The organism is Fredinandcohnia onubensis (assembly GCF_002734285.1).
GTDB lineage: Bacteria > Bacillota > Bacilli > Bacillales > Bacillaceae_L > Ferdinandcohnia > Ferdinandcohnia onubensis_A.
On the sequence record NZ_NSEA01000014.1, the window covers coordinates 206799 to 230966 of the forward strand.

The window sequence follows — 24168 nt, forward strand, 5'->3', positions numbered from 1 at the left end:
TATTTTAACATAGGAGGCTGCCTTGAAATGGTAGAGTTAACTGGAAATTGACATAAAAAGTACTGCCCTTAAGTAAGAGCAGTACTTCTTAAACTACACCTCTAACAAATGGCCACCATCAAAAAAGTATAAATACTTTTCTGTAAGTGGTTTTCTCCAAATGTGTTCGATGGCCTTACTATATAATTCAAGCTGTACACGATAACGGTCTTCAAGCTCAGGCTTTGCATCTTCAAAGCTTCTGAACTTCCCCGTTATCGTATCTGTTTTATAATCAATCAGAACAATTCCTTTATCGTCTTCAAAAATACAGTCAATGACCCCTTGGATGAGGACATTTTCCTGTTGTTCATCAGACCAGTCCGCATAGGCTTCAATAGCCGGAATAGCTACACTAAACGGAACTTCTCGTCTTACATTTTCAGCTGTAAGCATACGCTTTGCAAGATCCGATTTAAAAAATCCCAAAATACTTGTTACATCAATAACATCAGCCTGCTCCTGTGTTACTAATTCATGATGAACCATTTTTTGAATCTGCTCACGAATTGATTCTTCATTTATTGGTTCACTAAGGCTAATATGCTGCATAACCATATGCATCGCTGTACCACGTTCTGCAGGTGTTAATGATTTTTGTTGCATGAACCTTGGCCGGTCTGCAGAACTTGAGCGGAACTTTGGAAGAAAGAGTGTGTCACTATGTTCATCCATGCTCTCTCTTTGTCTTTTGATTTCTGAAACAGACTGTTTGGAACGTTTATTTGCTGCAGATTTAAATGGATATTTCCAAGTTAATTGATGTTCAATTCTTTCTAAAAGTTCACTACTAACTGGAATTGGCTTTCCATCTTTCATTGCTGCCTCTATTAGTTCTTGCTTGCTTTCTTCCTCAACCTCAATTTTTTGTAACTCTACAGCTGGAATTGTCCTAATCTCCCATTTTGCTGGATGATTTACGATATCGTCTGGGAGCTGGTCTACTGTTTCTTCCCCTCGTAGCAACACGGCATCCTTATGTCGAATTAAACCGTGGCCGATCCAATCTAAATAGGATTTTGCACCTGCTCTTAAATGGTCTGCAATTAACCATTCTTTGTTTTGAAGTGTGGCCTGCCATTTACCAATTTGCTTTTCTACATCCTTCACCGTACCTACAAGATATAGCTTTTCCTTTGCTCTCGTAAGGGCAACATAAAGGACACGCATTTCTTCTGAGATTAGTTCTAGATGCATTTTCTTCTTAATCGCAAGCATTGGTAGAGTTGGATAGCTAATCCGAAGCGTTGGATTCACATATTTCGTTCCAAATCCAAGCTCCTTATCTAATAAATATTTTTTATTTAAATCCATCATGTTAAATTGCTTTGAAAGTCCACCAACAAACACAACCGGGAACTCTAGTCCCTTACTTTTATGAATTGTCATAAGGCGGACAACGTCCTCTTGTTCACCAAGGGCTCTAGCTGTACCTAAATCATCCCCACGATCCTGCATGCGTTCAATAAAACGCAAGAATCGAAATAAGCCTCTAAAGGATGTTGCTTCATATTGACGGGCACGGTCGTACAGGGCACGAAGGTTTGCTTGACGTTGCTTTCCTCCAGGCATGCCTCCTACAAAATCATAAAAGTACGTTTCTCGGTACAGTTGCCATATCAAATCAGATAATGAACCTGTTCTTGCTCTTGTACGCCAGCTATCTAATTTATGATAAAAATCGGATACTTTCCCGTGTGTTGCATCATCAAAGGATACTTCTTTTAGAAATACTTTCAACGCCTCATAGTAAGGACTGTTTTTTTCATACGTTCGAATTTTGGCAAGCTCATCGGCTTCAAGTCCAACAATTGGTGAACGTAAAACGGATGCGAGTGGAATATCCTGGTATGGATTATCAATTACCTTCAATAATGACATCATAACGCTGACTTCTGTCGCATCAAAATAGCCAGTTGAAAGATCGGCATAAATCGGAATGCCTTGTTGTTTGAATTCCTCCATAATTTGAGGAGCCCATGGCATTGAACGCATCAAAATGACAATATCGCGATAAGTTATGCTCCTCATTCGATTTTCTTTACGATCATACACTTGGAACCCAGAAGAAATCATGTCCTTGATTTGCTTCGCCATCGCGCGAGCTTCAAGCTGTGCTGTTTCAAGCTCTGCCTCGTCAAAGAGAATCATTGGCTCCTCATCTTCTTCGTTATCCTCTGGCTCAAAACTTGCCACTTCTTGGCCATTCTTATCAATTAACAATAGTTCAGCAGCCATTTGACTACTTTCGGGATAATCAGCGCCTAGTTTTAGCTCAGCATCATCGTCATATTCGATTTCACCAACGGCTTCACCCATGATTTGTTTGAACAAATAATTCGTTCCGTCCAAGACCTCTGCACGGCTACGGAAGTTTTTCGATAAATCAATTCTTAATCCAGTATCTTCCCCTAATTGGGTAAACCTTTTATATTTACTTAAGAACAACATTGGTTCTGCAAGCCGGAAACGGTAAATCGACTGCTTCACATCCCCAACCATAAACATATTTCCAGTTGCTTCTCCGTCTTTTGTTACGAGCTTTAAAATGGACTCCTGTACCATATTGGTATCTTGATACTCATCCACAAAAGCCTCTTCAAATTGGAGCCGGTATTCAAGCGCTGCTTCGGAAGGCACTAACTCGTCTGACGAAGTCCCACCTTTTCGTAGAATCTCAAGGCAATAATGCTCTAAATCAGAAAAGTCAACTAGCCCCTTTTCTTCTTTTACCTTCTGAAATCTGTCACCGAATTCAATTACAAGTTCAACAAGCATCTCGATCGAAGGCTGCATTTCTTTAATGTTGTCTAAATAGCTTTCTGGAGGACGGCTAAACAAATCTTCCTTTATTTTTTCAACCAGCTTTTTCGCGTCATCTCTGAGCTTTGATACCTGTTCCTTCAGATTTTCATCATACTCATCACCCTTAACAGGCTTCGCTCTCCCAAACACTAGAGTCTGCATTTCATGATAAAGAGCCGTCCATGAGTGGTTCTTCGCATGTAAGAGTCGATGGATCTGTTCAAGGTCTGCTTCAATATTTTCTGCCCTTGGAGCAGGTCCCCCAGGCATTCGAATTAAATCCATCGCATGTTCTAAATTAGCTTTTGCCCCCTCAAGCTGAAGAGAAATATCCGCTAACAAATATGGAATATACGGGGTTTGATCCAAACTCTGATCATCTACTCGATAATCTTCCACAATTTGCTTAAGCCACTCATTAGGCGCTGGATGTGCTCGTGAAAATTCATATAGTTTCCGAATCATATTTTGCAATTCAACATCGGTGCGGTCATTCGTAAAACGATCAACTAAGTCAAAGAAATTCGTGTTTTCGAGTTTGCTGTAATGCTCTTCAAAAAGTTCTTCCATTACCTCATCCCGCATTAACTCCGCCTCAGTTGAGTCTGCTATTCGAAATCCAGGGTCAATGTCAATTAAATAGTAAAACTTCCGAATGACCTCCAAACAGAAAGAGTGAATCGTTGAGATTGAAGCACGATTGAGTAAGCTAAGTTGACGTCTAACATGTAAGGAGGCTGGATCTTCCTTTAATGCTTTTTCTAGTGCTTCTCCAATTCGATTTCTCATTTCAGCCGCAGATGCATTTGTAAAAGTCACAACAAGTAAACGGTCAACATCAACTGGATGTTCCTTAGATAATATTTTTCTGATAATCCGCTCAACGAGGACTGCCGTTTTACCAGAACCCGCTGCAGCTGCGACTAAAATATCTTGACCACTTGAGACAATTGCTTTCCATTGATCATCGGTCCATTGACTTCCTTCTGGTTTTGGTATGAGATTAGTCATGAATTTTCACACCTCCATTTAGAATTTTCTCGAGGATAACGTCTTTACTTTCATTTGGGAGAACTCGGTACTTATTTTCCTCTAAACTTTGGTCAAACTGACAAACAGATTTAAACGAACAGAACGTACAAGGGGTTTTATCCTTAAGCTTATATGGTGCAATATCAATCTCACCATCTGTTATCCTGTTTCCAGTGTTTTTAAAGACTCCACGTACATGGTTGCGAAGATATCCCAATTCTTCTTCACTTGCAACTTGTGAATTAGAGTAAAAGCTACCGTCCTTCTTAATGGCTGCAGAAACAATTTGGGAGTAGCCTGTCCCGAGTGATTGGTCCATTAAACGAACAGATTCCTCATCCCCTAATAAGAGTCCTTTCATTTTAAATCTCTTAAAGATTTCCTCTTCAATCTTATCCTCAGACAGTACTTTATTTGAATGAATTAATGGATCATGGATATGGAAATATAGAACACCTGCAGGTTTTGCAGCAGTACCGATCCAATCTTTCGAATGCGTAATGATTACATCCAAATACGTTAACATTTGTAGAGCAAGTCCATAATAAACCTCTGAAAGATTAAGTGCCTTTTGACTAGACTTATAGTCGATCACTCGTAAAAGCACACCATTTGAGCTTTCTGCTTTATCAACGCGGTCTATTCTACCTATGAGCTCCATTGTACTGCCATTATCCAAATTAAAACGAATTGGTGGAAGTGGCCCCTTCTTTCCAAAGCCTAGCTCAATTCCTACTGGGGCAAAGCCACTTGCCTTCGCATGGTCACTTAAAATCTTTGATGCACGACTGATGATTTTTTGTAATTTATGCATGATATAGTGATAACGGTTTGAGCTTAATAAAATTTCTTTCTGTAATCGTGGAGCTAATTCTTCTACTGCTTTTATAGCTAACTTGTCACATTGCTCTTTTGTTAAGTCCCGCCAATCGATACCATTCTTCCGTAAAAAGTCGGCAATATTCTTTAATGCGGCATGGAATAAATCACCGATATCAGGAGATTCCAAGCGGAATACTTTCCGTTCTTTCAACTGAAGTCCATAGCTTGCAAAATGGGAGAAAGGACAGCCCTGGAACACTTCCATTCGAGAAACGCTCCCTTGAATATGGTCACCATATAGGGCATCCGTTATTTCTTTTGATAGCTTTTTCGGTTTGTTTTTATAAAATAAACTACTTAATACAAGCTGACTTTTATCTTTCATTTCATCGTGGTTTGCAAAATAATTGTATACATCCCACCATAAATCCTGAATTGGATACTGCTTTTTCCAAGCCTGTAATTGTGTTGCCAATGAAGATAAGGCAACATCAGGATTCACAATGTATTCTAACTGCTCTATAGCTGGTAGCTCAGAAGGTTCATTCATGTAAAACTTTTCTTCTGCACTTGGAAATAGATCCTTCAGACGTTTTATGATTGGTGATGGAAGAAGTGACTTTCCTTCTTCGTTAGCTAAAGGATAGCTAATATACAAAGCTTCCTGTGGACTAGTTAGTGCACAATAAATAAGGAAATTTTCATCTAAAAGAGTCTCTCGACTTCCTGGCGCTAATTGTAAACCAGCATCACCTAATGTTTCTCGGTCTGACTCCGAAAATACACCTTCTTCATTTGGACGTGCAGGAAGGACACCATCATTCGCACCGATAATAAAGGTACATTTAATGTTTGAAAATCTTGACCGTTCCAAGCTTGCGACAAGGACTTGGTCTATCGCAGGCGGCACTAGTGCAAATCGCATGCTTTCCAAACCAGTTTCAATCATGTTACTAAACGTAGTAAGGGAAACTTTTTCGTCACCAACGATTTCAACATATTGATCTAGTAGTTCTAAAACAGCATTCCACACCTGATCATTTTCTCTTGCTTCCGAAAGTCGTCCAGCGAGTTCTGCGTTCAACTTTAACTCTTCCATTTTTGCAGGGATTTCAAGATCCTCTAAATAAAGAAAAAGAGCCTCACACATCCCTCTACCGTCCTTCGCCTTTTGAAGACGTTTCCCGAGGGAAACTAATGGGCGGGCAATCATGTCTCGAAGGTCATTTAGCTTGTCCTCATATTCACGTTCGTTGTCTGTTTGCGGTAGGTCTGAATCCTCTAAACCCCTTATCCGCTTATATTTCCATCGCTTACCATTTGTCCATTTATAGCCTTGAATCCCGTACTCAAGGACATAGTTTTCAAGCTTGTCCATGTCCTCTCGAAGTGTTGGAATCTCTTCACCAAAAGGATATAGGAGATCTGTTTTAACACAACGAAATACAGACTCATAGCGCCAATTGCTATTTACGACCTCAAGACTTGAACGAATCAATTCAATTAATGGATGATTTAACATCGATCGTTTTTGGTCAATGAAAAATGGGATGTGATAGTCTTGAAAGATCGTTTCGATAATTTCATGATAATCACTCGTATTTCGAATCATAATCGCAATATCACGATATCGATAATTTTTATCCCTTGCTAATTTTTGAATTTCACGCGCAATCCCTTCAATTTCAGCACGTCGATTCACCGCTTGGCTTAGTGTGATTGACGTCTGACCTTGATATGGAACTGTTGGTCTTTCATCAAAATATCGTTCTAAATGTGCTAACGAAGGTTCAGAGGAGTATCGGTATTGACTTGTTAACAAAATGGGCTCCTCAACCTTTATGTTATTTTCTTGAGCGAACTGAATAATAGATTGATAGGTTTTTCCAGTCATTCGGAAAAGACTTAAATCATGTGGTGGAACTTCATACCCCTTATCAATCGTTAAAGCAATTTTTACTTTCTTTGAGACTTTCATAAGCTGCCCTATGACTTCAAGCTCCTGAGGGGTAAAACTATGGAATCCATCAATCCAGATTTCTGCTTCTTTAACATAGGTAGATTGAGGAATTTTTTCCGCTAAAAGTCGTAAATAATCTTCTGAATCTACGTATTTCTCAAATAGATGTTTTTCTAATTCATCATATAAAAGTTGAAGATCATGTAGTTTATCTGAAAGTACTTTGTTATCAGATGCAACTGTTTGTTTTTGTTCTTCAAGAGTTTCAGGAGTGACACAATATCGTTTAAACTCCGCAACCATTTCTTCCATTTGTGTAATAAATCCATTTTTATCAGCAGCACGAGAAAAAACCTTGAGTTCCTGTTTTTTGGAATCAATGATTTTACGAAGGAGCATATTCACTCCAACATTATTCACGTGATAACGGCTCATTCCCCCTGTTTCCTGCAAAACCCGCCATGCCAAACGAGTAAAACTGAAAACTTGAGCTCTCATCATACCTCCAATTCCAGGTGTGTTGATTAAATCATATTCTGATTGGAACGTCATTTGGTCTGGAACTAAATACACAATCGGAGAACCTGTTGGGTCGTCAAGAAGCTTTAATCGAATATCTTCAAGACATGTGTATGATTTCCCTGTACCAGCACGTCCCAATATAAATTGTAAAGACATATAGTAACCTCCTAAAGAGAGAAGAATCATTCGTTTCATTCTTATCCTCTAATTGTATCAAAAAAAATGTCGAACAGTGAATTGTATCATCATCCAGATTCTAGAAAGTGTCAAAGAACCCTCACAATCTGCTATTTTTCAGGATGTTATAATTTTTGTAAGGTACTTCCAATATATTTGAATGAGAAGATTTTATTATGTAGAAAGAAGTGATGTTAATGTCACAATGGTACAAGAAATCGATAGCAGATGTAGAAACTGAACTTACCACAAATATTGAAGCAGGGCTTTCAGAAAGTGAAGCCGCTGAACGACTTCGAAAATTTGGTCCAAACCGATTCGAGGATCACAAAAAAACATCGATTTTAAAAATGTTTTGGGTTCAAATTAATAGCATGTTAATCTACATACTTATTGCTGCAGCTGTTATTTCGGCTTTTGTTGGCGAAATGGCCGATGCCGCCATTATTTTTATCGTTATCCTTCTTAATGCTGTAATTGGGGTTGTTCAGGAATCTAAGGCTGAAAAAGCTTTAGAAGAACTAAAGAAAATGTCCACTCCAAAAGCGATTGCCAAAAGAAATGGGGTCCTGAGGGAAATTCCATCTGAAGAAATTGTACCAGGTGATATTGTCGTTTTAGATGCTGGGCGCTATGTCCCTGCTGATTTACGCCTCGTAGAATCAGCGAATATGCAAATCGAAGAATCAACTTTAACAGGGGAGTCTGTTCCAGTTGAAAAAAATGCTACTTTAATTACAAGTCACGAGGCATCCATTGGTGACCAAAGGAATATGGCGTTTATGACAACTCTTTCAACTTACGGTAGAGGAATTGGCATCGTTGTTGATACAGGTATGAATACGGAAATCGGAAAGATTGCTAGAATGCTTGGCAAACAACAAAAAGAAACAACCCCTCTTCAAAAGAAATTAGATGAATTAGGTAAGTTCTTAGGAATAGGCGCGATTATTGTTTCCATTGTCATCTTTTTCATTGGTTTCTTTCAAGGTAGAGAACCGTTGGATATGTTCCTTATTGCTGTTAGTTTGGCGGTCGCAGCGATTCCCGAGGGTCTTCTTGCAATTGTGACGATTGTACTCGCTATGGGTGTCGGGCGGATGATTAAGCATCATGCGATTGTACGTAAGCTACCTGCCGTGGAAACTTTAGGTGCAGTAAGTGTGATTTGCTCGGATAAAACAGGAACGCTAACGCAAAACAAAATGACAGTCACCACTATATTTATGGATGATTGTTATCAGGAGATTGGTGAGGTTCCTTCTGACTTCGCACAAAGCCATCCTTTTTTTTATGGGATTACATTATGTAATGATGCCCAGGTTTCTGAGGATCAAAGTACAGGAGATCCAACCGAAATTGCACTTGTTCAAGCGGGGTTGAACATTGGCTTGCATAAAGAGAAACTTGAAAATTCCTTCAAACGGATCTACGAACTACCCTTTGACTCTGATCGAAAAATGATGACAACTGTTCACGAAGATAACGATAGGATTGTTTCCTTTACAAAAGGAGCTTTGGAGAGCATATTACCTAGGGTAACAGCTATTTATAAAAATGGGGAAGTTACCCCACTTACTGATATTGACGAAAAACGTATTCTACAAGCAGCAGGAAAAATGTCTGATAAGGCCTTACGTGTTCTAACTGTAGCTATGAAAAATGTATCAGAAGATGACAGCCTTGATGACAACTTAGAATCAGATTTTATTTTCCTTGGCCTAATCGGTATGATAGATCCTCCTCGTGAAGAAGTGAAAGCATCGATTGCCTCTTGTAAAGATGCGGGCATTCAGACCGTTATGATTACGGGTGACCATCAAAAGACAGCATTGGCAATCGCGTCTGAACTCGGAATAGCAAACCATGAGGCACAAACGTTGACTGGCCAAGAACTACAAGCACTTAGTGATGTGGAGCTACAGGAAAAAGTGAAAACTGTTCGCGTATTTGCACGAGTTTCCCCCGAGCATAAGGTGCGTATTGTGAAAGCATTAAAAGATAATGGACATATCGTCTCTATGACTGGTGACGGTGTAAATGATGCTCCTTCATTAAAGCAGGCTGATGTGGGAGTAGCCATGGGGATCACAGGTACAGATGTTGCAAAAGGGGCCGCTGATATCATCCTTACAGATGATAATTTCGCTACAATTGTATCAGCAGTAGAACATGGAAGAAATATCTATCAAAATATCAAGAAATCGATTTTATTTTTACTCTCTTGTAATCTAGGAGAAATTACTGCGTTATTTATTGGTATTTTACTTGGATTACCCGCTCCATTAACAGCCGTACAAATTCTGTGGGTGAATCTAATTACAGATACCCTTCCCGCAATTGCATTAGGGATGGATCCTGATGATCCCGATGTGATGAAGGAAAAACCACGGGATCCAAAGGAAAGCATCTTTTCCAAAGGGAGTGGTAGCTTCACCGTATTGAATGGGTTATTAATTGGTTTTATTACCTTATTTGCATTTGTAGAAGGCCTACGTTTCTATTCTGGTGCAAGCTCAGTCTTTTCAATTAATTATAGTAACATTACAGCAGATGCATTAATTCACGCTCAAACAATGGCGTTTATTACATTAAGTATTTCTCAATTATTTCACTCTCTCAATCTCAGAAGTCGTAAGAAATCGATCTTTAAGGTGGGACTATTTACAAACAAATACTTAATCGCCGCAATCTGTTTAGGTATCGCCATTCAAGTCGGGCTTGTCTACATCCCGTTCTTCAACAATGTATTTGGAATTCATTTTCTTACAGGTAATGATTGGCTTCTCATTCTTGGACTATCCATTGTACCTGTTATAGGAAATGAATTTATGAAAGTATGGAAACGAATATTTTCTGCTTAAACGTTCAAGAAGGTCCAGTGCATGATATTTCTGCACTAGGCCTATTTTTTTTGAACCCGCATTTTAAGTTAGGCATATGTTACAAAGAGGTGGTGGTTTATATTGAATCGGTTATTTCTTGTAGCATTTTTGCTTATTATTACGGGCATATTTGTAGCCTCCAACATTTATACTTTGATCCCCATTTATCCAAGCATTTCAGATTCCATCGATATTACGATTGAAAAAGCCGTGCTTGGTGGGAGCATTTTTTCATTTTTCTATGCGATAGGATTACTAACCTTTGGTCCACTTTCTGAAAGAGTAGGTAGAAAAAAAGTGATCGTCTCTGGCTTATTCTTCTCAATTGTTACGACCTGGTTAGTTGGTTTTTCCTTTAATGAGGCAAGTCTATATGTTTTTCGAGGATTGCAAGGGATTGCTCTTGGAAGCTTTGCACCGGTTGCGTTCGCCTATACATTTGAAATATTTCCAGTGCGACATCAAACCCTAGTTCTTGCCCTTATCAATGGCGGTTTTTTAATTGCAGGAATCCTTGGACAGCTCATGAGCTCAAGTATCACTTATTTTTATGGTTGGGAGTATGTTTTTTATAGTTTTGCCGGGATCTATCTTGTCCTTTTTATAGGTAGTCTGTTTATATACCCCAGTGTGCCACTTACGAAAGAAGCCGATGCCTCTCTCTTACAAGACTTTTATAAAATCGTAAAAAACCCTTCATTAGTCATTTGCTATTTAATCACTTTTTCAATTTTGCTATCCTTTATTTCATTTTATGATGGCATCGGTCAATACTTAAATGAACGGCATGGGGTCGACGAACAGACATTATTCAAGATCAGGGCAATTGGCCTTATCGGAGCTTCTCTATCTCTATTCACAGGAAAATTGGTTCAACAATTCGGCGACCGTCGAACATTATTAATTGGATTAAGTTTAGCTACCACTAGCCTACTTTGTCTTTTAATGTCCAAAACACCAGGAGTTATTGCTGTTTTAAGCATACCTTTTGTTGCTTCAATATCATTGCTCTTCCCTTCGATTATATCCCTAGTAGGCAAATTGGGAGAACACGCACGTGGTTCCGCTATTTCATTATATTCCTTTACATTATTAACCGGCGCTAGCTTTGGTCCGATTATAGCCTCAGCTTTAGATTTTCCTATTTTACTAGTAAGCCTTATTGGAGTGTTTATCTTCAATATAGCCTTAAGCATGCGATTAAAATTATCCTATGAAAAAGGGTACCACTAGACAGTGATACCCTTTTGACTATTAACTCGTTCTGTTACAACTTGGGCAAAGCGCTTAAACCGAGGCTCATCGATCCGTTGTGGCATTAATTCAATTTTTAAGGTCGCCGCTAACTTCGAGTGTACATAAAGCATATCGCGAAATTCATCAACCGCCCCACAAAAATTCGGATAGCATTGGTCCCCAGTACCAAAAACTCCTGTTACAATACCGTTTGTAGGACCGTTCTCAATAGCTCGATAAAGCCGAAGCATTTCGTGCGGAATTTCCCCATCCCCCCATGTATAGGTCCCTATGATAATGACATCAAATGATCCTAATTCGTAATAAGGAAAGTATTCCACCTGATAAACGTAACACTCACTTGTATACCTTCTCATATAATAGTTGATGATTTTTGCTGCTTCCTCTGTATTGCCTGTTATTGATGTATAGACAATGGCGACCTTCATACTTATAGCTCATCAAATCCATTGGATTGGGATACCTTTGTATAAGTCCGTGATTTTTGCTCGAAGAAGTCAGATTTGGTATCATTCATCATCTCATCACTAAATACCTGAATCCATGGCATTGGATTTTCTTTTTCTTCATACAGATTTTGAAATCCAAGTTGACGGAAGCGCTTGTTCGCAAGGTACTCGACATACTCTTCAAATTCACGTAAATCAATTCCATCAATGTCTTTTAAAATATAGCGTGCCCACTCTTTTTCAAGTTCCACTGCCTGTCCAATTGATTTATAAACATACTCTTTGTTTTCTTCGGTATTCAATTCTGGGTTCTCTGATAAAAGAATTCGAACAAATTGTGCAATGAAATATGCATGTTGCATTTCATCCCTTTGAATATAGCTAATCATTGTACTAGTCTTAAGCATTTTTTGTTGCCTAGCTAGATTATAGAAAAAGGCAAACCCTGCATAAAAATAGATGCCTTCTAGATTAATCGAATTAATTGCTAACTTAAATAAGTTTTCCGGAGTTGGATTTTCCCTAAAACCTTCGTAAGCCTCTAGAATCAATTGATTCCTTTTTCGGACAATTGGGTCCTCCTTCGCCTGATTAAAACGTTCCTTTTGTTCAGGTAAAGGCACAAGTGAGCTCAGAATATAAGAATATGATTCATTATGAACGGCTTCCTGTTGCGAAATCACTGCAAAAATGGCTTTAAAACTAGAGTCCGTCACATAATCCATTACCTGGTTCATTGTCGGTGTTTGCAAACTATCTAATGATGCAAGCTGCGTGTTGATTCGTAAAAACACATCCTTTTCAATAGAACTTAATTGGTCCCATTGTTTGATGTCATCCTGCATATTAATTTCTTGTGCTTTCCAAAAATTCGAAAGCAAGGTTTGATAGAGTGTATACATTTGTGGATATGCGATATCGTTCCAATTCAATAGTCCTGAGGTTTCTCCATTAATGATTCCTGTTGATTTATTCGGATACTCTGGATTAAACAATTTTATTTTTGTTAATGGCTGATTATTCGTCATATGCTTGATCCTCCTTAACTATGGCATAGTTCACATTCTTCAATTTCTGCTTGTGACGTGCTTCTCACATAATACGTTGTCTTAAGTCCTTGTCTCCACGCCTCTAAATGAAGCTGTAAAAGGTCCTTTGCTTTAATGTCATGTCTCACATACAAATTGAAGCTAATTCCCTGGTCGATATGACGTTGGCGTGCTGCATTTTGTCTAATGCTCCAAATCTGATCCACCTCATGACGTGCTTTACGATAAAACTCGTACGTCTTATGATTGATATCTGGGGCGGTAACTTTAAACTTAAAATTCTTTTTTTCCTCCGCATATTCAGCCGCATAGATTGGGTCAATTCCATCTGTGGAACCTCCGATTTTAGCTGTCGATGAATTTGGAGCCACAGCCATTAGCCAGCCATTGCGCATTCCATGTTTAGATATATTTTCTTGAAGCTTCCTCCATCGTTCCGACGAATACTTTCTGCGAGTAAAATAGATGCCCGATTCCCATTCAGAACCTTTAAATTTACTATAAGCTCCTTTTTCCTTCGCTAGCTCCATCGATGATTTGATTGCTTGATAAGCAATTGCTTCATATAGTTCATCTGCAAATTGAACAGCCTCATCTGATTCCCAGTAAATACCCTTTAATGCTAAAAGATGATGCCAACCGAAGGTACCTAATCCTACTGCTCGAAACTTCTTATTTGTAAGGTCAGCTTGTTTAACCGATATCGTATTTAAATCGACAACATTATCAAGCATCCTAACCTGGATTTGAATTAATCGTTCAAGGACATCGTCTCCGATAGCTCTTGGTAGATTAACAGATGAGAGATTACAAACCACAAAATCACCTGGTTTTCGAATGATGACAATATTTCCTTCATCGTCGATAAACTCCTTCGTAATCGCTGTTGCTGACATATTTTGAGCGATTTCTGTACATAAATTACTGCAAAAAATCGAGGTTCGTCCAGTTCCTAAAAGGTGTTTGTTCGGATTCTGGCGATTTACTTCATCGCGATAAAACATGTATGGTGTTCCAGTTTCTAATTGAGCAATCATGATCCTTGCCATGACATCCATAGCACGATAGGATTTCCGTGGTAAAAGTGGATGGTTCACAGCTTCCACGTATTTTTCAGTGAAGTATTTTTCATCCTCTTCATCGTAAAAATCCTCGAGACCTAATGGGTTTCCTTTCTCATCTTTCCAACCCATGATTTGCTTTACTTCATGTGGACAAAAAGTGTGCCACTCCCCAATACTTCTGCCATTCTCATCTACCTCTTGCAGCTTTTCCATAAATAAGTCAGGTACGGAAACCCCTGTAAAAATATCGTGCGCCTTACGCCTTTCGTCTCCATTATTTGTTTTTAAATCTAGAAAGCCATTCATTATATCTTTGTGGAAAAGGTCTAAATAGATAGCAATTGCTCCTTGGCGTTGTCCTAATTGATCAACACTTACTGCTGTATCATTGATAAGGCGAATCCATGGAACAATCCCAGAAGAATTCCCTTTAAATTTCTTTATGTCAGAACCTAATGCGCGAACCTTGCCATAATATACACCAATTCCGCCACCATCTTTTGATAATCTAGCAATATCCCAGTTGTTTAAATAAATTCCATCAAGTGAGTCTTCAACTGTATCAATGAAACAAGAGGACAACTGACCAAAGCTTTTACCTGCATTTGATAGAGTAGGAGTAGCGACTGTCATATATAAATTACTTAACGCCCAATAGGCTTCTTTCACGTAAGTAAGACGAACTTCCCTTACCTCATGCTTCATTAATGTCATCGCGATTATCATGAATCGCTCCTGTGGAAGTTCGTAAATATTTCGTTCGTAATCCCTTGCAAGATAGCGATCCGCTAATAAAAATAAACCGATGTATGTAAATAAATGATCTTTAGAAGGATCAATGACATCTCCTAGTTCAAGTATTTCTTCCTTAGAATAGGAGTTTATTAATTCATTAGAATATATTCCTTTTGATGTTAGTTCCTGTAGCAACTCATACAAACTGCCATATTTTAGAGCACTGTTGTAATTTCTATTAGTTGCAGCTTTTTCATACAGTTCATTTAAATAGAGATTTGCCGCTAAATATGTCCAGTTGGGTTGATCCATGGCAATTTTATTTAAGGAATAAAAAAGTGCATGCTGGTTTGCTTCAAATGTCTTGAAATTCATTCCATCCAATTTGTTTCGAATTTCGGTCGTGTCGAGCTGGTAGGTACTTTCTGCATATTCAAGCGAGTGTAAAACTGAATCCAATTCCCCTTGTGTTGTAATATTCATCTATTTCTCTCCCTTAACAATTTATTCGCTAAAATAAAAAATCCGCCCAATTGAATTGAGCGGATGAAACGATAACATCAAGAGAGCACAAGAGTTGCCCTACCTGTCGCCACCGTTTCATCTTCCCAATCCCCGAAGAAGGTGAAACATCTTAAGAAAAGACAGGTCTCCTGACTAATACTTCACTCTACTTTGAACCCTTCCCATATAAGCACCTTAGAGGACATTCAAATAGTCCGGTGAAAATGACACTTCGAATTTCTTTGTTGGCTTGCTCTTCCGTTCCTCACGTATAAATTACATACGTTCCGTTACTCAAAGCTTCGCCGCCTCGAACTTCTTGGTCCTTTTCATCCTCCTATTTGAACTCTCTAACTAAAGTTATCTTATACAGTGGCCTGTTCATTTCGTCAGCATTTACAGTTGCGGGGGCAGTTCTGGATTTTCACCAGATTCCCTTTTAAGCACAATTGGCATCTTTTTCCCAAGGCTAAACACAATATGTAGTTGTTAATATTCAAAATCTATCAATATATACTATTACATTTAATAATAAGGGACACCTACTATTTTAGCAAGACAAAAAATGACAATTATTTCTCGAGAAATAATACCTTTTAATTTTTCTCCTGGGGAAAAAGTGTATGATATCTTTATTAAATAGAAATCATAGTGTAGGGCAACTTACTGATTTTATAAAAGGAGTGTTTTGTGAATGAAAGGACAAGCGACACCTTATTTAATGTTTAATGGGAATGCGAAGGAAGCTTTGGATTATTATAAGGAGATATTTGAGGGCGAAATATTGGATGTTCAAACATATGCTCAGGCAGGTTTTGAAACTCAGGACTGGGCTAATGACCGACTCATACATGGTAAATTCAAAAAGAACGAACTCTTACTAATGGTATCAGATGACTCTCCCGACCAAAGTGTAACCTTTGGAAACAATATCTCTTTAGTTATAGAATTTGAAAGTGAAGAGGAAATTACGAAAACTTATAATGACCTAAAGCAAAAAGGCACTGTGTTCATGGAATTACAGGATACATTTTGGGGTGCAAAATATGCAAAAGTAAAAGACCAATTCGGGATCATATGGGACTTAAACTATGAGAAGAAGTAAATGAAATTCCCCTAGCATCTAGGGGAATTGTTTTTATTTCTTCCATTCATGTTTAAGCAGCCCATAAAAATACATATCAAATCGCTTCCCGTCACGCTCTAGAAATTCTCTTGAAATTCCTTCTCTAACAAATCCTAACTTTTCATACAAGGCGATGGCCCTCTCATTGTACTGAAAAACGGATAATTGGATTCTATGAAGATTTAATTCTTGGAAAGCAAAATCCAACACGAGTTGCATGGCTTCATATCCAAGCCCTCGATTACGGTTTCCTTCTCCACCTATTGCGATTGCTAGCCATGCATTTCGATGTGGCCAAATAATACTGTCAATGTCCACAAATCCAACTAATTTATTAGTCTCCAATTCTTTAATTCCAAAAACAAATTCTTTCTCGTTCTTCTGCTCAACCCACTCTTTAAAAGCTGAAGGATGTTTAGGAAAGGATGGTAAAGTGTCTAGATTTCTAAGAAACTCTTGATCCTCATACCAACTTACAATGGTCGGAACATCTTCTTCTTTAATTCTAACAAGCTGGACTTTTTTTCCTCTTAACAAATTGTACGTAATCATTTGAATTACTCCCTTATTTTTACTATGAGAGTAATTCAACATTTTTGGTAAAAATCCTTTAGAAATATTTTTCAGGTCATATAAAAAACGAGAGAAAAACACTACGTTTTTCTCTCGTTACTAGCTTTTTGATAGTCTATTAAGCTGTTTTTCTTCTGTTTACATAGAGGAGACCAACAGCAACTAGGATTAGCGAAAGTCCAACCACTAACATGTTAGCCATATTTGTAGCTGTGATAGGAAGTTTTTTCCCTCCATTAGAATTCTTCGAATCAGAATCTTTTTCAGTTGATTCATTTGTATCAGAATCCTTCACTTCAGTACCGGGACTTTCTTTAGTATCTTCAATTTCTAACACACCAAATGTACTAAAGTGATCGGTAGTAGCAGTAATTTTGCCATCTTTGTATTCACCACCGACCAATTCCCATTCCTTACTTTGTGGATTCCAATAGAAAACCTTCACTTTCTTCGGATCATCCACAGTTTTAGGGTCAATCGAAAAAGTCATTGTGACTTTTTCGTTGAATTTGTGATAGCCCTTGCCTTCTGATTTGATTGTGAAATCATAGGCAACTAAAGCATCCTTACGATTGTCCTTCTGTACTTTAATTTCCGTTTCACTATCAGGTAAGATAGATGAAGGAATTTGAAGGTCAACCACACTATTTGAGATGACTAATGTTGCATTTGCTGCTTTAAGTTTCGCAATTGCTTCAGAGCTTAATGATACAAAAATTGTATTTTTCTTTTCAGGAACTTCAACTCTAACAATAGCTCCTTCTTTTAGTTCGCCTAAATCATCTGGAGATACTACATATTTGTTTCCTCTCTCGACTTCTGGAGTAACAACAATAATCTGCGGTTCCTCTTCGCCTGGTGTTGTAGTAACATCAACGATTCTACCTTCTGTTTCAGTTGGGATTCCTTCACTACCAAGGCTTACTAAATGCTCACGGAAGTTTTCCCAATCAGAAAGTCCTAAATCAGTTACACGGCCTTCTTCGTAAGCTTTTGCAAATACGTCATAGCCGTCTCCACCTTTAGCTGTGAAAGCATTTGTAGCAATAATATAGGTAGTATTATCGTCAACAGCTACAAGGTTTCCATTCGCATCTTCGATGAAAACAGCAATTACACGTTCGCCTGCTGGTTTCGAAGAATCGAATTCTACCTTACCTCCAGCAACATGTAGGAAACCACCATTCTCATCCGGATACTTGCTAACAGAAATTTCAAACGCTTCTTTCAGCTCAGCACCTGTTAATTCCATCGTAGCTAACGTGTTACCGAATGGAAGAACTGTGATTACTTCACCTACTGTGATTGGACCTTCATTAATTGCTGCACGAATCCCACCACCATTTTGTAAAGCCATCACTACATTTTCACCAGTAAATTCTCTTGCTTTTTTAAGCATTCCATCTGTAATTAAGTTTCCTAAGATTGTTTCGTTTTTCCGTACACTTGGTTTTGTATTATCACCATTTGTACGTGGGTATGCTAATTCTATAGGAGTTGATACTCCGATTTTCTCTTGTGCTACTTTGTCAACCTGGGCTTTGTACGGTGCTAATACTTCTGCTGCTTCAGGATCAGCCTCTTGATCACCAATTGAAATTAATTCCCCAGCATGTTCAATTACTACACCTTTTTCATCGAATACTACATCTAGCACACCTAGGTTGCTATTCGCATTACCTGTTTGAACGATTACTGTTGGTGTTTTATCTTTTGCAACTACGGATGGCACATCCAATGCTGTATGACTATGTCCACCTACAATAACGTCAATGCCTTCTACTTTTTCAGCTAGGATTAAGTCGTTATCAACCGCAGCATTATCATCATAACCAATATGTGTTAATGCAATAATCTTGTTGACACCTTCTGCTTCAAAAGCTTCAACAGCTTTTTCAGCTTCTTGTAGATAGTTTTCAAATGCTATTGAACCCGGGCTTGAAATGTCAGCAGTTTCTTCTGTTGTTAAACCGAAGATACCGACTTTCTCACCGTTAATTTCTTTGATGATTCCATTGTAAATTTGTCCATTATCAATTTCAGATGCGATAGAATCATTGAAAATCCCATCAAATTTAGCATCCTTCGAGAAATCAACATTGGCACTTACAAATGGGAACTTAGCTCCCTTGATAAATTCAACTAATTTTTGATGTCCTTCAGATGAAGAACCTAAATCAAATTCATGGTTACCAAAGGTCATTGCATCGAAGCCCATTAAATTCATCATGGCTAAATCTGCTTTTCCAAGGAACTCATTAAAATACAGTGTCCCTGTAAATGCATCTCCTGCATGAAGAAGTAGTGCATTCGGATCTTTGGCTCTTTCATCTTTCACTGCCGTTACCGTTTTAGGCATCTTATCTAAGGCAGCATGCGTATCGTTTGTATGCAATACCGTTAAGTTAAATTGACCTTCCACATCAACGATTCTACCTTCAACTTCAGTTGGAATTCCCTCGCTTCCAAGACTTACTAAATGGTCACGGAAGTTTTCCCAATCAGAAAGACCTAAGTCTGTTACACGGCCATCTTCGTAGGCTTTTGCAAATACGTCATAGCCGTCTCCACCTTTAGCTGTGAACGCGTTAGTTGCGATAGTATACAATTTATCATCTTGTACCTCTATATACTCACCATTTTCGTTCAGGTAAGATACGGATACCACACGTTCATGTTCTGGTTTAGTCGAGTCAAACTTAACTTTACCGCCAGCAAGATGTAAAAATCCACCGTTTTCACCAGGGTACTTGCTTACGGAGATTTCGAATGCCTCTTTCAATTCAGCACCTGTAACATCCATTGTAGCTAACGTGTTACCAAATGGAAGAACTGTGATTACTTCACCAGTTGTGATTGGGCCAGCATCGATAGCAGCACGGATACCACCACCGTTTTGTAGAGCCATTATTACATCTTTACCTGTGAATAACTTTGCTTTTTCAAGCATTCCGTCTGTAATTAAGTTTCCAAGAATCGTTTCGTTTTTACGTACGCTTGGTTTTGTATCATCACCACTTGTACGTGGGTTTTCTAATTCAATAGGAGTTGAGACTCCGATTTCTGTATTAGCTACTTCTTCAACTTTTGCCTTATACGGTGCTAATACGGCCTGAGCTTCCTCGTCAGGATCTTGTCCTTTAATTTCAATTAATTTACCATTATGTGTCTCTACTACACCATTTTCGTCGAATTCAACATTTAGAACACCTAAGTTACTGTTTGCATTACCTGTTTGAACGATTACTGTAGGTGTTTCATCTTTTGCAACAACGACTGGTTCAGCCAATTCTGTATGGCTATGTCCACCAACAATAACGTCAATTCCTTCCACTTGTTCAGCTAGGATTAAGTCGTTATCTACAGCAGCATTATCATCATAACCAATATGTGTTAGTGCAATAATTTTGTTAACCTCTTGTGCTTCAAAAGCCTCAACAGCTTTTCTTGCTTCATCAAGGTAGTTTTCAAATTCAATCGAGCCTGGGCTTGAAATATCAGATGTTTCTTCTGTTGTTAAACCGAAGATACCCACTTTCTCACCGTTTACTTCTTTAATGATTCCATTGTAAATTTGTCCATTTTCAATATCAGATGCGATAGAATCATTGAAAATCCCATCAAATTTAGCATCCTTTGAGAAATCAACATTGGCACTGACAAATGGGAATTGTGCACCTTGGATAAATTCGACTAATTTTTGATGTCCTTCACTAGAAGAACCTAAGTCAAATTCATGGTTACCAAAGGTCATCGCATCTAAGCCCATTAAATTCATCATGGCTAAATCTGCTTCTCCTTGGAACTCATTAAAATACAGTGTTCCTGTAAAAGCATCTCCCGCATGAAGAAGTAGCGAATCAGGATTTTCTGCTCTTACTTCCTTCACTGCAGTTACCGTTTTTGGCATGTTGTCTAAGGAAGCATGAGTATCATTTGTGTGCATGATCGTTAAGTCATAATTAGCTTTTAGGTCAACTTGAACCATAACCGGGTCATGGTCACTCGCACGCCCCGCCATATCTGTAAAGTCTGCATTAATGTGTAAAATATCAATTTCAGTTCCAGGTACTAAGTTATTTGATACCAAAATGTGATCTAAAACTTGTGAGTTACCTTGGAACAAATATGTGTAGCGATCACTTTTTCCAACATGGTTAATCATGTTGGTCATTAAGTCGCCTTCATGAATTTTAAGGGACTCAGCGAACTGGTAATCGTTAAAATCACCAACTGATACAACATTTGCATCAGGGTTATCAACTTTTATTTCTTCGATAAAGTCATAAACAATATTTGCAATTTGTTTCCGTTGAACTTCACTTCCATATACCGGCGGTTGTGTTGAACCGAATAATGGAGTGTCTCCAGATTTGGAGTTCCAGTGGTTAACAATAACCACTACATCTTCACCTTTGAAGGTAAATTGTGCTGCTAAAGGTTTACGACTGTTATCAAATGCAGCATTTGTAGGATCGATTCGTCCAGGGTTATGTGTTAATTTACCATCTTCATAACCAACAGCTGTTGTTGCATCACCAGCTTGAATGCCTTCTGGTAAAGAAACACGTTCTGGATTATATAAGAATCCAACACGGATGTTTGCATTTGGTGCTCCACCATCTTGGTTATTAACAGGATCAATATTTAAATATTGATATTCAGGACCACCCGCAGCAACAATTGCTTCAATCAAACGTTCATAACTTTCGTTAGCGGCTGAATCTCCTGCGCTTTGTCCATTGTTATCTTGAACCTCAGTTACCCCGATGATGTCAGGACTCTTCATGTCTTGAACAAAAGCTCTTGCTAATTTTTGAGCTTTATCGTCTGAAGTTTCTTTCGTATTATTTGAGAAGTTTTCTAGATTGTAAGAAGCAATCGTTAGCTTATCGTCTTCTTTAACAATCGTTGTTGTCTCAGGTTCTGCATTACCTTTTACATGGTTTGATTCCATGTCATCTAAATCAACATAGATCTTATAGTTTTGGAAACCATAGTTTACGACACCTGTGATCGGTCCTGTAAATTTGTCTCCTGTTGCTACCTCGAAATCTCTAGCAGCATTATTATCATACATTTTAAACTGGATACGATCCGGATTCGCATTGTCTTCCGTTAGTAATACTCCACCATGAAGGGTATCCGTTTTTCTGTTCTCTAAAACAGTAATCAAATCTCCGTGTTCTTGAGGTGCAACAGCCTTAACTGTTCCAACTTCAACAAGCATTCCTTCAATACTTTCCCAGAAATCAATTGCATCTTCTTCTGGGTCAAACTTTGCGAAACTATCATTATCAATCACTTGATTTGGTAGGTTTTCGTTTGTAAGTTTTACAGTTGTAGGTAATGCAACCTCTTCCTCAATTACTGTTACGACACCACCGCGGTCATCTCTAGCATTGATTTGTGTTACAGCTAAATCGGATTTGTTTGCATCACTATAGCCATCGATATGATATTCATCAACTGTACCAGTTACAGTTACTAAATTACCTACTTTTACATTTGCTTTATTTCCTGTGTATACTACAATACCCTCAGATGTATTTGCATTGTCATCCTTTTGATCATCTGGTGTTTGCATATGGAAGTAGTTGCCGCCTTTTATACTATAAATATACGTTACGACACCTTCGACGTTATTTACCACTACACCATCTAACGGTGAATTATGTGATTCACTTTGAATATCATGGATTTTAATATCTGCTGCATCATATACGCTATAAGTAAATTCTTTTACTTCACTAGTTGTTAAACCAGCTTTTACAGCAATGGCTTTAATGGTTACATCTTCATCAACTGTAATTGGTTCACTATATTTTTGACCGTTTTCTACTGTTGGTTCAGTACCATCTGTTGTAAAGTAAATCTCTGCATCCGCAGTTGAAGTAGATAATGTTACTTGAGTACCCGCAGGAATTGTACCTGATGGTTGAGATGCACTAACTGGTTGTACTTTTGAAGTATCTTCAATAATATCAGCTTGTCCACGCGGTATGATTTGATAATCTTGATCAAATTGTTGAACGATACCAGTGATTGATTCGTAAGTAGTTCCAACAGATAACTCTAAAGTACCGTTTTCATCACGCACTAAAAATTCTGTACCATCTTCGGCTTTGGCTGTATAATTTGCCCAGCCATTCCCTTTATTTACATCGATTAATTCTACATTTTTTACTAGAGCTAATTTAGATTCATTTTCTTCATTAACTTTAGCCCCTACTAATTCAGCTGGAGAGGGAACACCTTTATCCTCTGTTTTTTCAATCAATGTTGCAGAATCTAATTGTAATAACCCTCTATAATCTTGTAATGAACCACTTACAGTGATTTCATCTCCAAGTTGAACATCTAAAGAAGTTGGACGAACTGCAATTGCAGCTGTTTCATCTTGAATGTGAATTGTATTCTTTAATAATGCAGTTACTATACCTTTGACTGCTGCTTGACCAGTACCTTGGGTGCGAGCTTCAGCAATTGTGATTACAGTTGGTTGCTCAGGTTCTGGGTCTGGTTCACCAGGGTTGGAATCACCGTCAAGAAATTCATATGAAGATGCGCTTTTTAATCCTGGAACACTAAAATATGCTTCAAGGCTCCCTGTAATAGCTACTTTTCTTTTAAAATTATCTGGATGATCTACTAAGTTTATTCCTGTTCGAACATCACCTTTTGGTAACTGTACAGGTAAAATCTTAGCTGGATCCGTTTCGTTTTGATCATCAGCTAAACCAAGATTTGTATTAATATCGAATGGGCTTTCTTGGTCGTAGCTTGTTCCACTCTTAGTAGTGCCAACAATATATCCTTGTACTGTAGCTTTGCCAGTATTATTTGCAATTGCTTCTGCTACAGTTATATAGGATGTTTGTTCGGCAGTTGCTTCTGCTGCACTAGCAGCAGGTACAAAGTTTAATAGAGTAGTAGGCACTATTAAACTAAAAACGAATAATAACGACAGTAGTTTTCTTACTATGCCTTTTTTCACAGTTTTCTCCCCTCACTTAGTAAATTAGTAGAATATGGTACGCCTACAGAATACTGGGAAAGGGGTATTTGGTCAATAAAATTTACGAAAATTAAACAAAAGTATTACAAAATATTAGTATAATACACGAACAATAGGTATATAGTCGTAGTCTAATATTAACATTATCAAT

Annotated in this window: 10 protein-coding genes and 1 riboswitch; of the genes, 3 read left to right on the top strand and 7 right to left on the bottom strand. The window is 38.1% G+C overall.

Going from position 1 to position 24168, the window contains the following annotated elements; all coding sequences use genetic code 11:
* Positions 1–93 precede the first annotated feature (93 nt).
* Positions 94–3855, bottom strand: coding sequence for a helicase-exonuclease AddAB subunit AddA (gene addA, locus CKJ95_RS15175; protein ID WP_099354287.1), 3762 nt, complete (start codon positions 3853–3855; stop codon positions 94–96).
* Positions 3848–7336: a helicase-exonuclease AddAB subunit AddB gene (gene addB, locus CKJ95_RS15180; protein ID WP_099354288.1), complete on the bottom strand. Its 3489-nt coding sequence runs from the start codon at positions 7334–7336 to the stop codon at positions 3848–3850. Before addB ends, addA begins: the two co-directional genes overlap by 8 nt.
* 218 nt (positions 7337–7554) lie before the next feature.
* On the opposite strand from addB, the gene CKJ95_RS15185 reads away from it, so the two are divergent.
* Together CKJ95_RS15185 and CKJ95_RS15190 are read left to right on the top strand one after the other, a co-directional pair.
* Positions 7555–10221 (top strand): cation-translocating P-type ATPase, encoded by a 2667-nt coding sequence (locus CKJ95_RS15185; RefSeq protein ID WP_099354289.1) that lies wholly within the window; start codon positions 7555–7557, stop codon positions 10219–10221.
* Between the two features lie 102 nt (positions 10222–10323).
* Positions 10324–11475, top strand: coding sequence for an MFS transporter (locus CKJ95_RS15190; RefSeq protein WP_180271533.1), 1152 nt, complete (start codon positions 10324–10326; stop codon positions 11473–11475).
* Here the strand turns inward: CKJ95_RS15190 and CKJ95_RS15195 are convergent.
* Genes CKJ95_RS15195 through CKJ95_RS15205 form a run of 3 tightly spaced genes read right to left on the bottom strand, consistent with a single transcriptional unit; the run spans position 11472 to position 15279 of the window.
* Entirely contained in the window at positions 11472–11927 is a 456-nt protein-coding gene (locus tag CKJ95_RS15195; protein ID WP_099354291.1) for a flavodoxin domain-containing protein, read from the bottom strand. The two genes, CKJ95_RS15190 and CKJ95_RS15195, sit on opposite strands and share 4 nt — an antisense overlap.
* Positions 11928–11929: 2 nt before the next feature.
* Complete coding sequence (locus CKJ95_RS15200; RefSeq protein WP_099354292.1) at positions 11930–12976, bottom strand: ribonucleotide-diphosphate reductase subunit beta; 1047 nt, start codon at positions 12974–12976, stop codon at positions 11930–11932.
* A gap of 14 nt (positions 12977–12990) precedes the next feature.
* Positions 12991–15279 (bottom strand): ribonucleoside-diphosphate reductase subunit alpha, encoded by a 2289-nt coding sequence (locus CKJ95_RS15205; RefSeq protein WP_099354293.1) that lies wholly within the window; start codon positions 15277–15279, stop codon positions 12991–12993.
* A gap of 143 nt (positions 15280–15422) precedes the next feature.
* A riboswitch (cobalamin riboswitch) is annotated at positions 15423–15775 on the bottom strand.
* A 219-nt stretch (positions 15776–15994) separates the two neighbouring features.
* Between CKJ95_RS15205 and CKJ95_RS15210 the strand changes: the two genes are divergently transcribed.
* The gene (locus CKJ95_RS15210) at positions 15995–16405 is read left to right on the top strand and encodes a VOC family protein (protein ID WP_099354294.1); all 411 of its coding nucleotides are present in this window, start codon (positions 15995–15997) and stop codon (positions 16403–16405) included.
* A gap of 33 nt (positions 16406–16438) precedes the next feature.
* On the opposite strand, the gene CKJ95_RS15215 is transcribed toward CKJ95_RS15210, so the two are convergent.
* Positions 16439–16978: a GNAT family N-acetyltransferase gene (locus CKJ95_RS15215; protein WP_099354295.1), complete on the bottom strand. Its 540-nt coding sequence runs from the start codon at positions 16976–16978 to the stop codon at positions 16439–16441.
* A 139-nt stretch (positions 16979–17117) separates the two neighbouring features.
* A complete protein-coding gene (locus CKJ95_RS23855; protein WP_257215809.1) occupies positions 17118–23996 on the bottom strand; it encodes a 5'-nucleotidase C-terminal domain-containing protein in 6879 nt (2292 codons plus the stop codon).
* Positions 23997–24168 lie beyond the last annotated feature (172 nt).

Bases quoted from the DNA above. Each gene is read 5' to 3' on its own strand.
- CKJ95_RS15210 (WP_099354294.1), top strand. From the start codon at position 15,995: ATGAAAGGACAAGCGACACCTTATTTAATGTTTAATGGGAATGCGAAG.
- CKJ95_RS15195 (WP_099354291.1), bottom strand. From the start codon at position 11,927: ATGAAGGTCGCCATTGTCTATACATCAATAACAGGCAATACAGAGGAA.
- addB (WP_099354288.1), bottom strand. From the start codon at position 7,336: ATGTCTTTACAATTTATATTGGGACGTGCTGGTACAGGGAAATCATAC.
- CKJ95_RS15200 (WP_099354292.1), bottom strand. From the start codon at position 12,976: ATGACGAATAATCAGCCATTAACAAAAATAAAATTGTTTAATCCAGAG.
- CKJ95_RS15215 (WP_099354295.1), bottom strand. From the start codon at position 16,978: ATGATTACGTACAATTTGTTAAGAGGAAAAAAAGTCCAGCTTGTTAGA.
- addA (WP_099354287.1), bottom strand. From the start codon at position 3,855: ATGACTAATCTCATACCAAAACCAGAAGGAAGTCAATGGACCGATGAT.
- CKJ95_RS15205 (WP_099354293.1), bottom strand. From the start codon at position 15,279: ATGAATATTACAACACAAGGGGAATTGGATTCAGTTTTACACTCGCTT.
- CKJ95_RS15185 (WP_099354289.1), top strand. From the start codon at position 7,555: ATGTCACAATGGTACAAGAAATCGATAGCAGATGTAGAAACTGAACTT.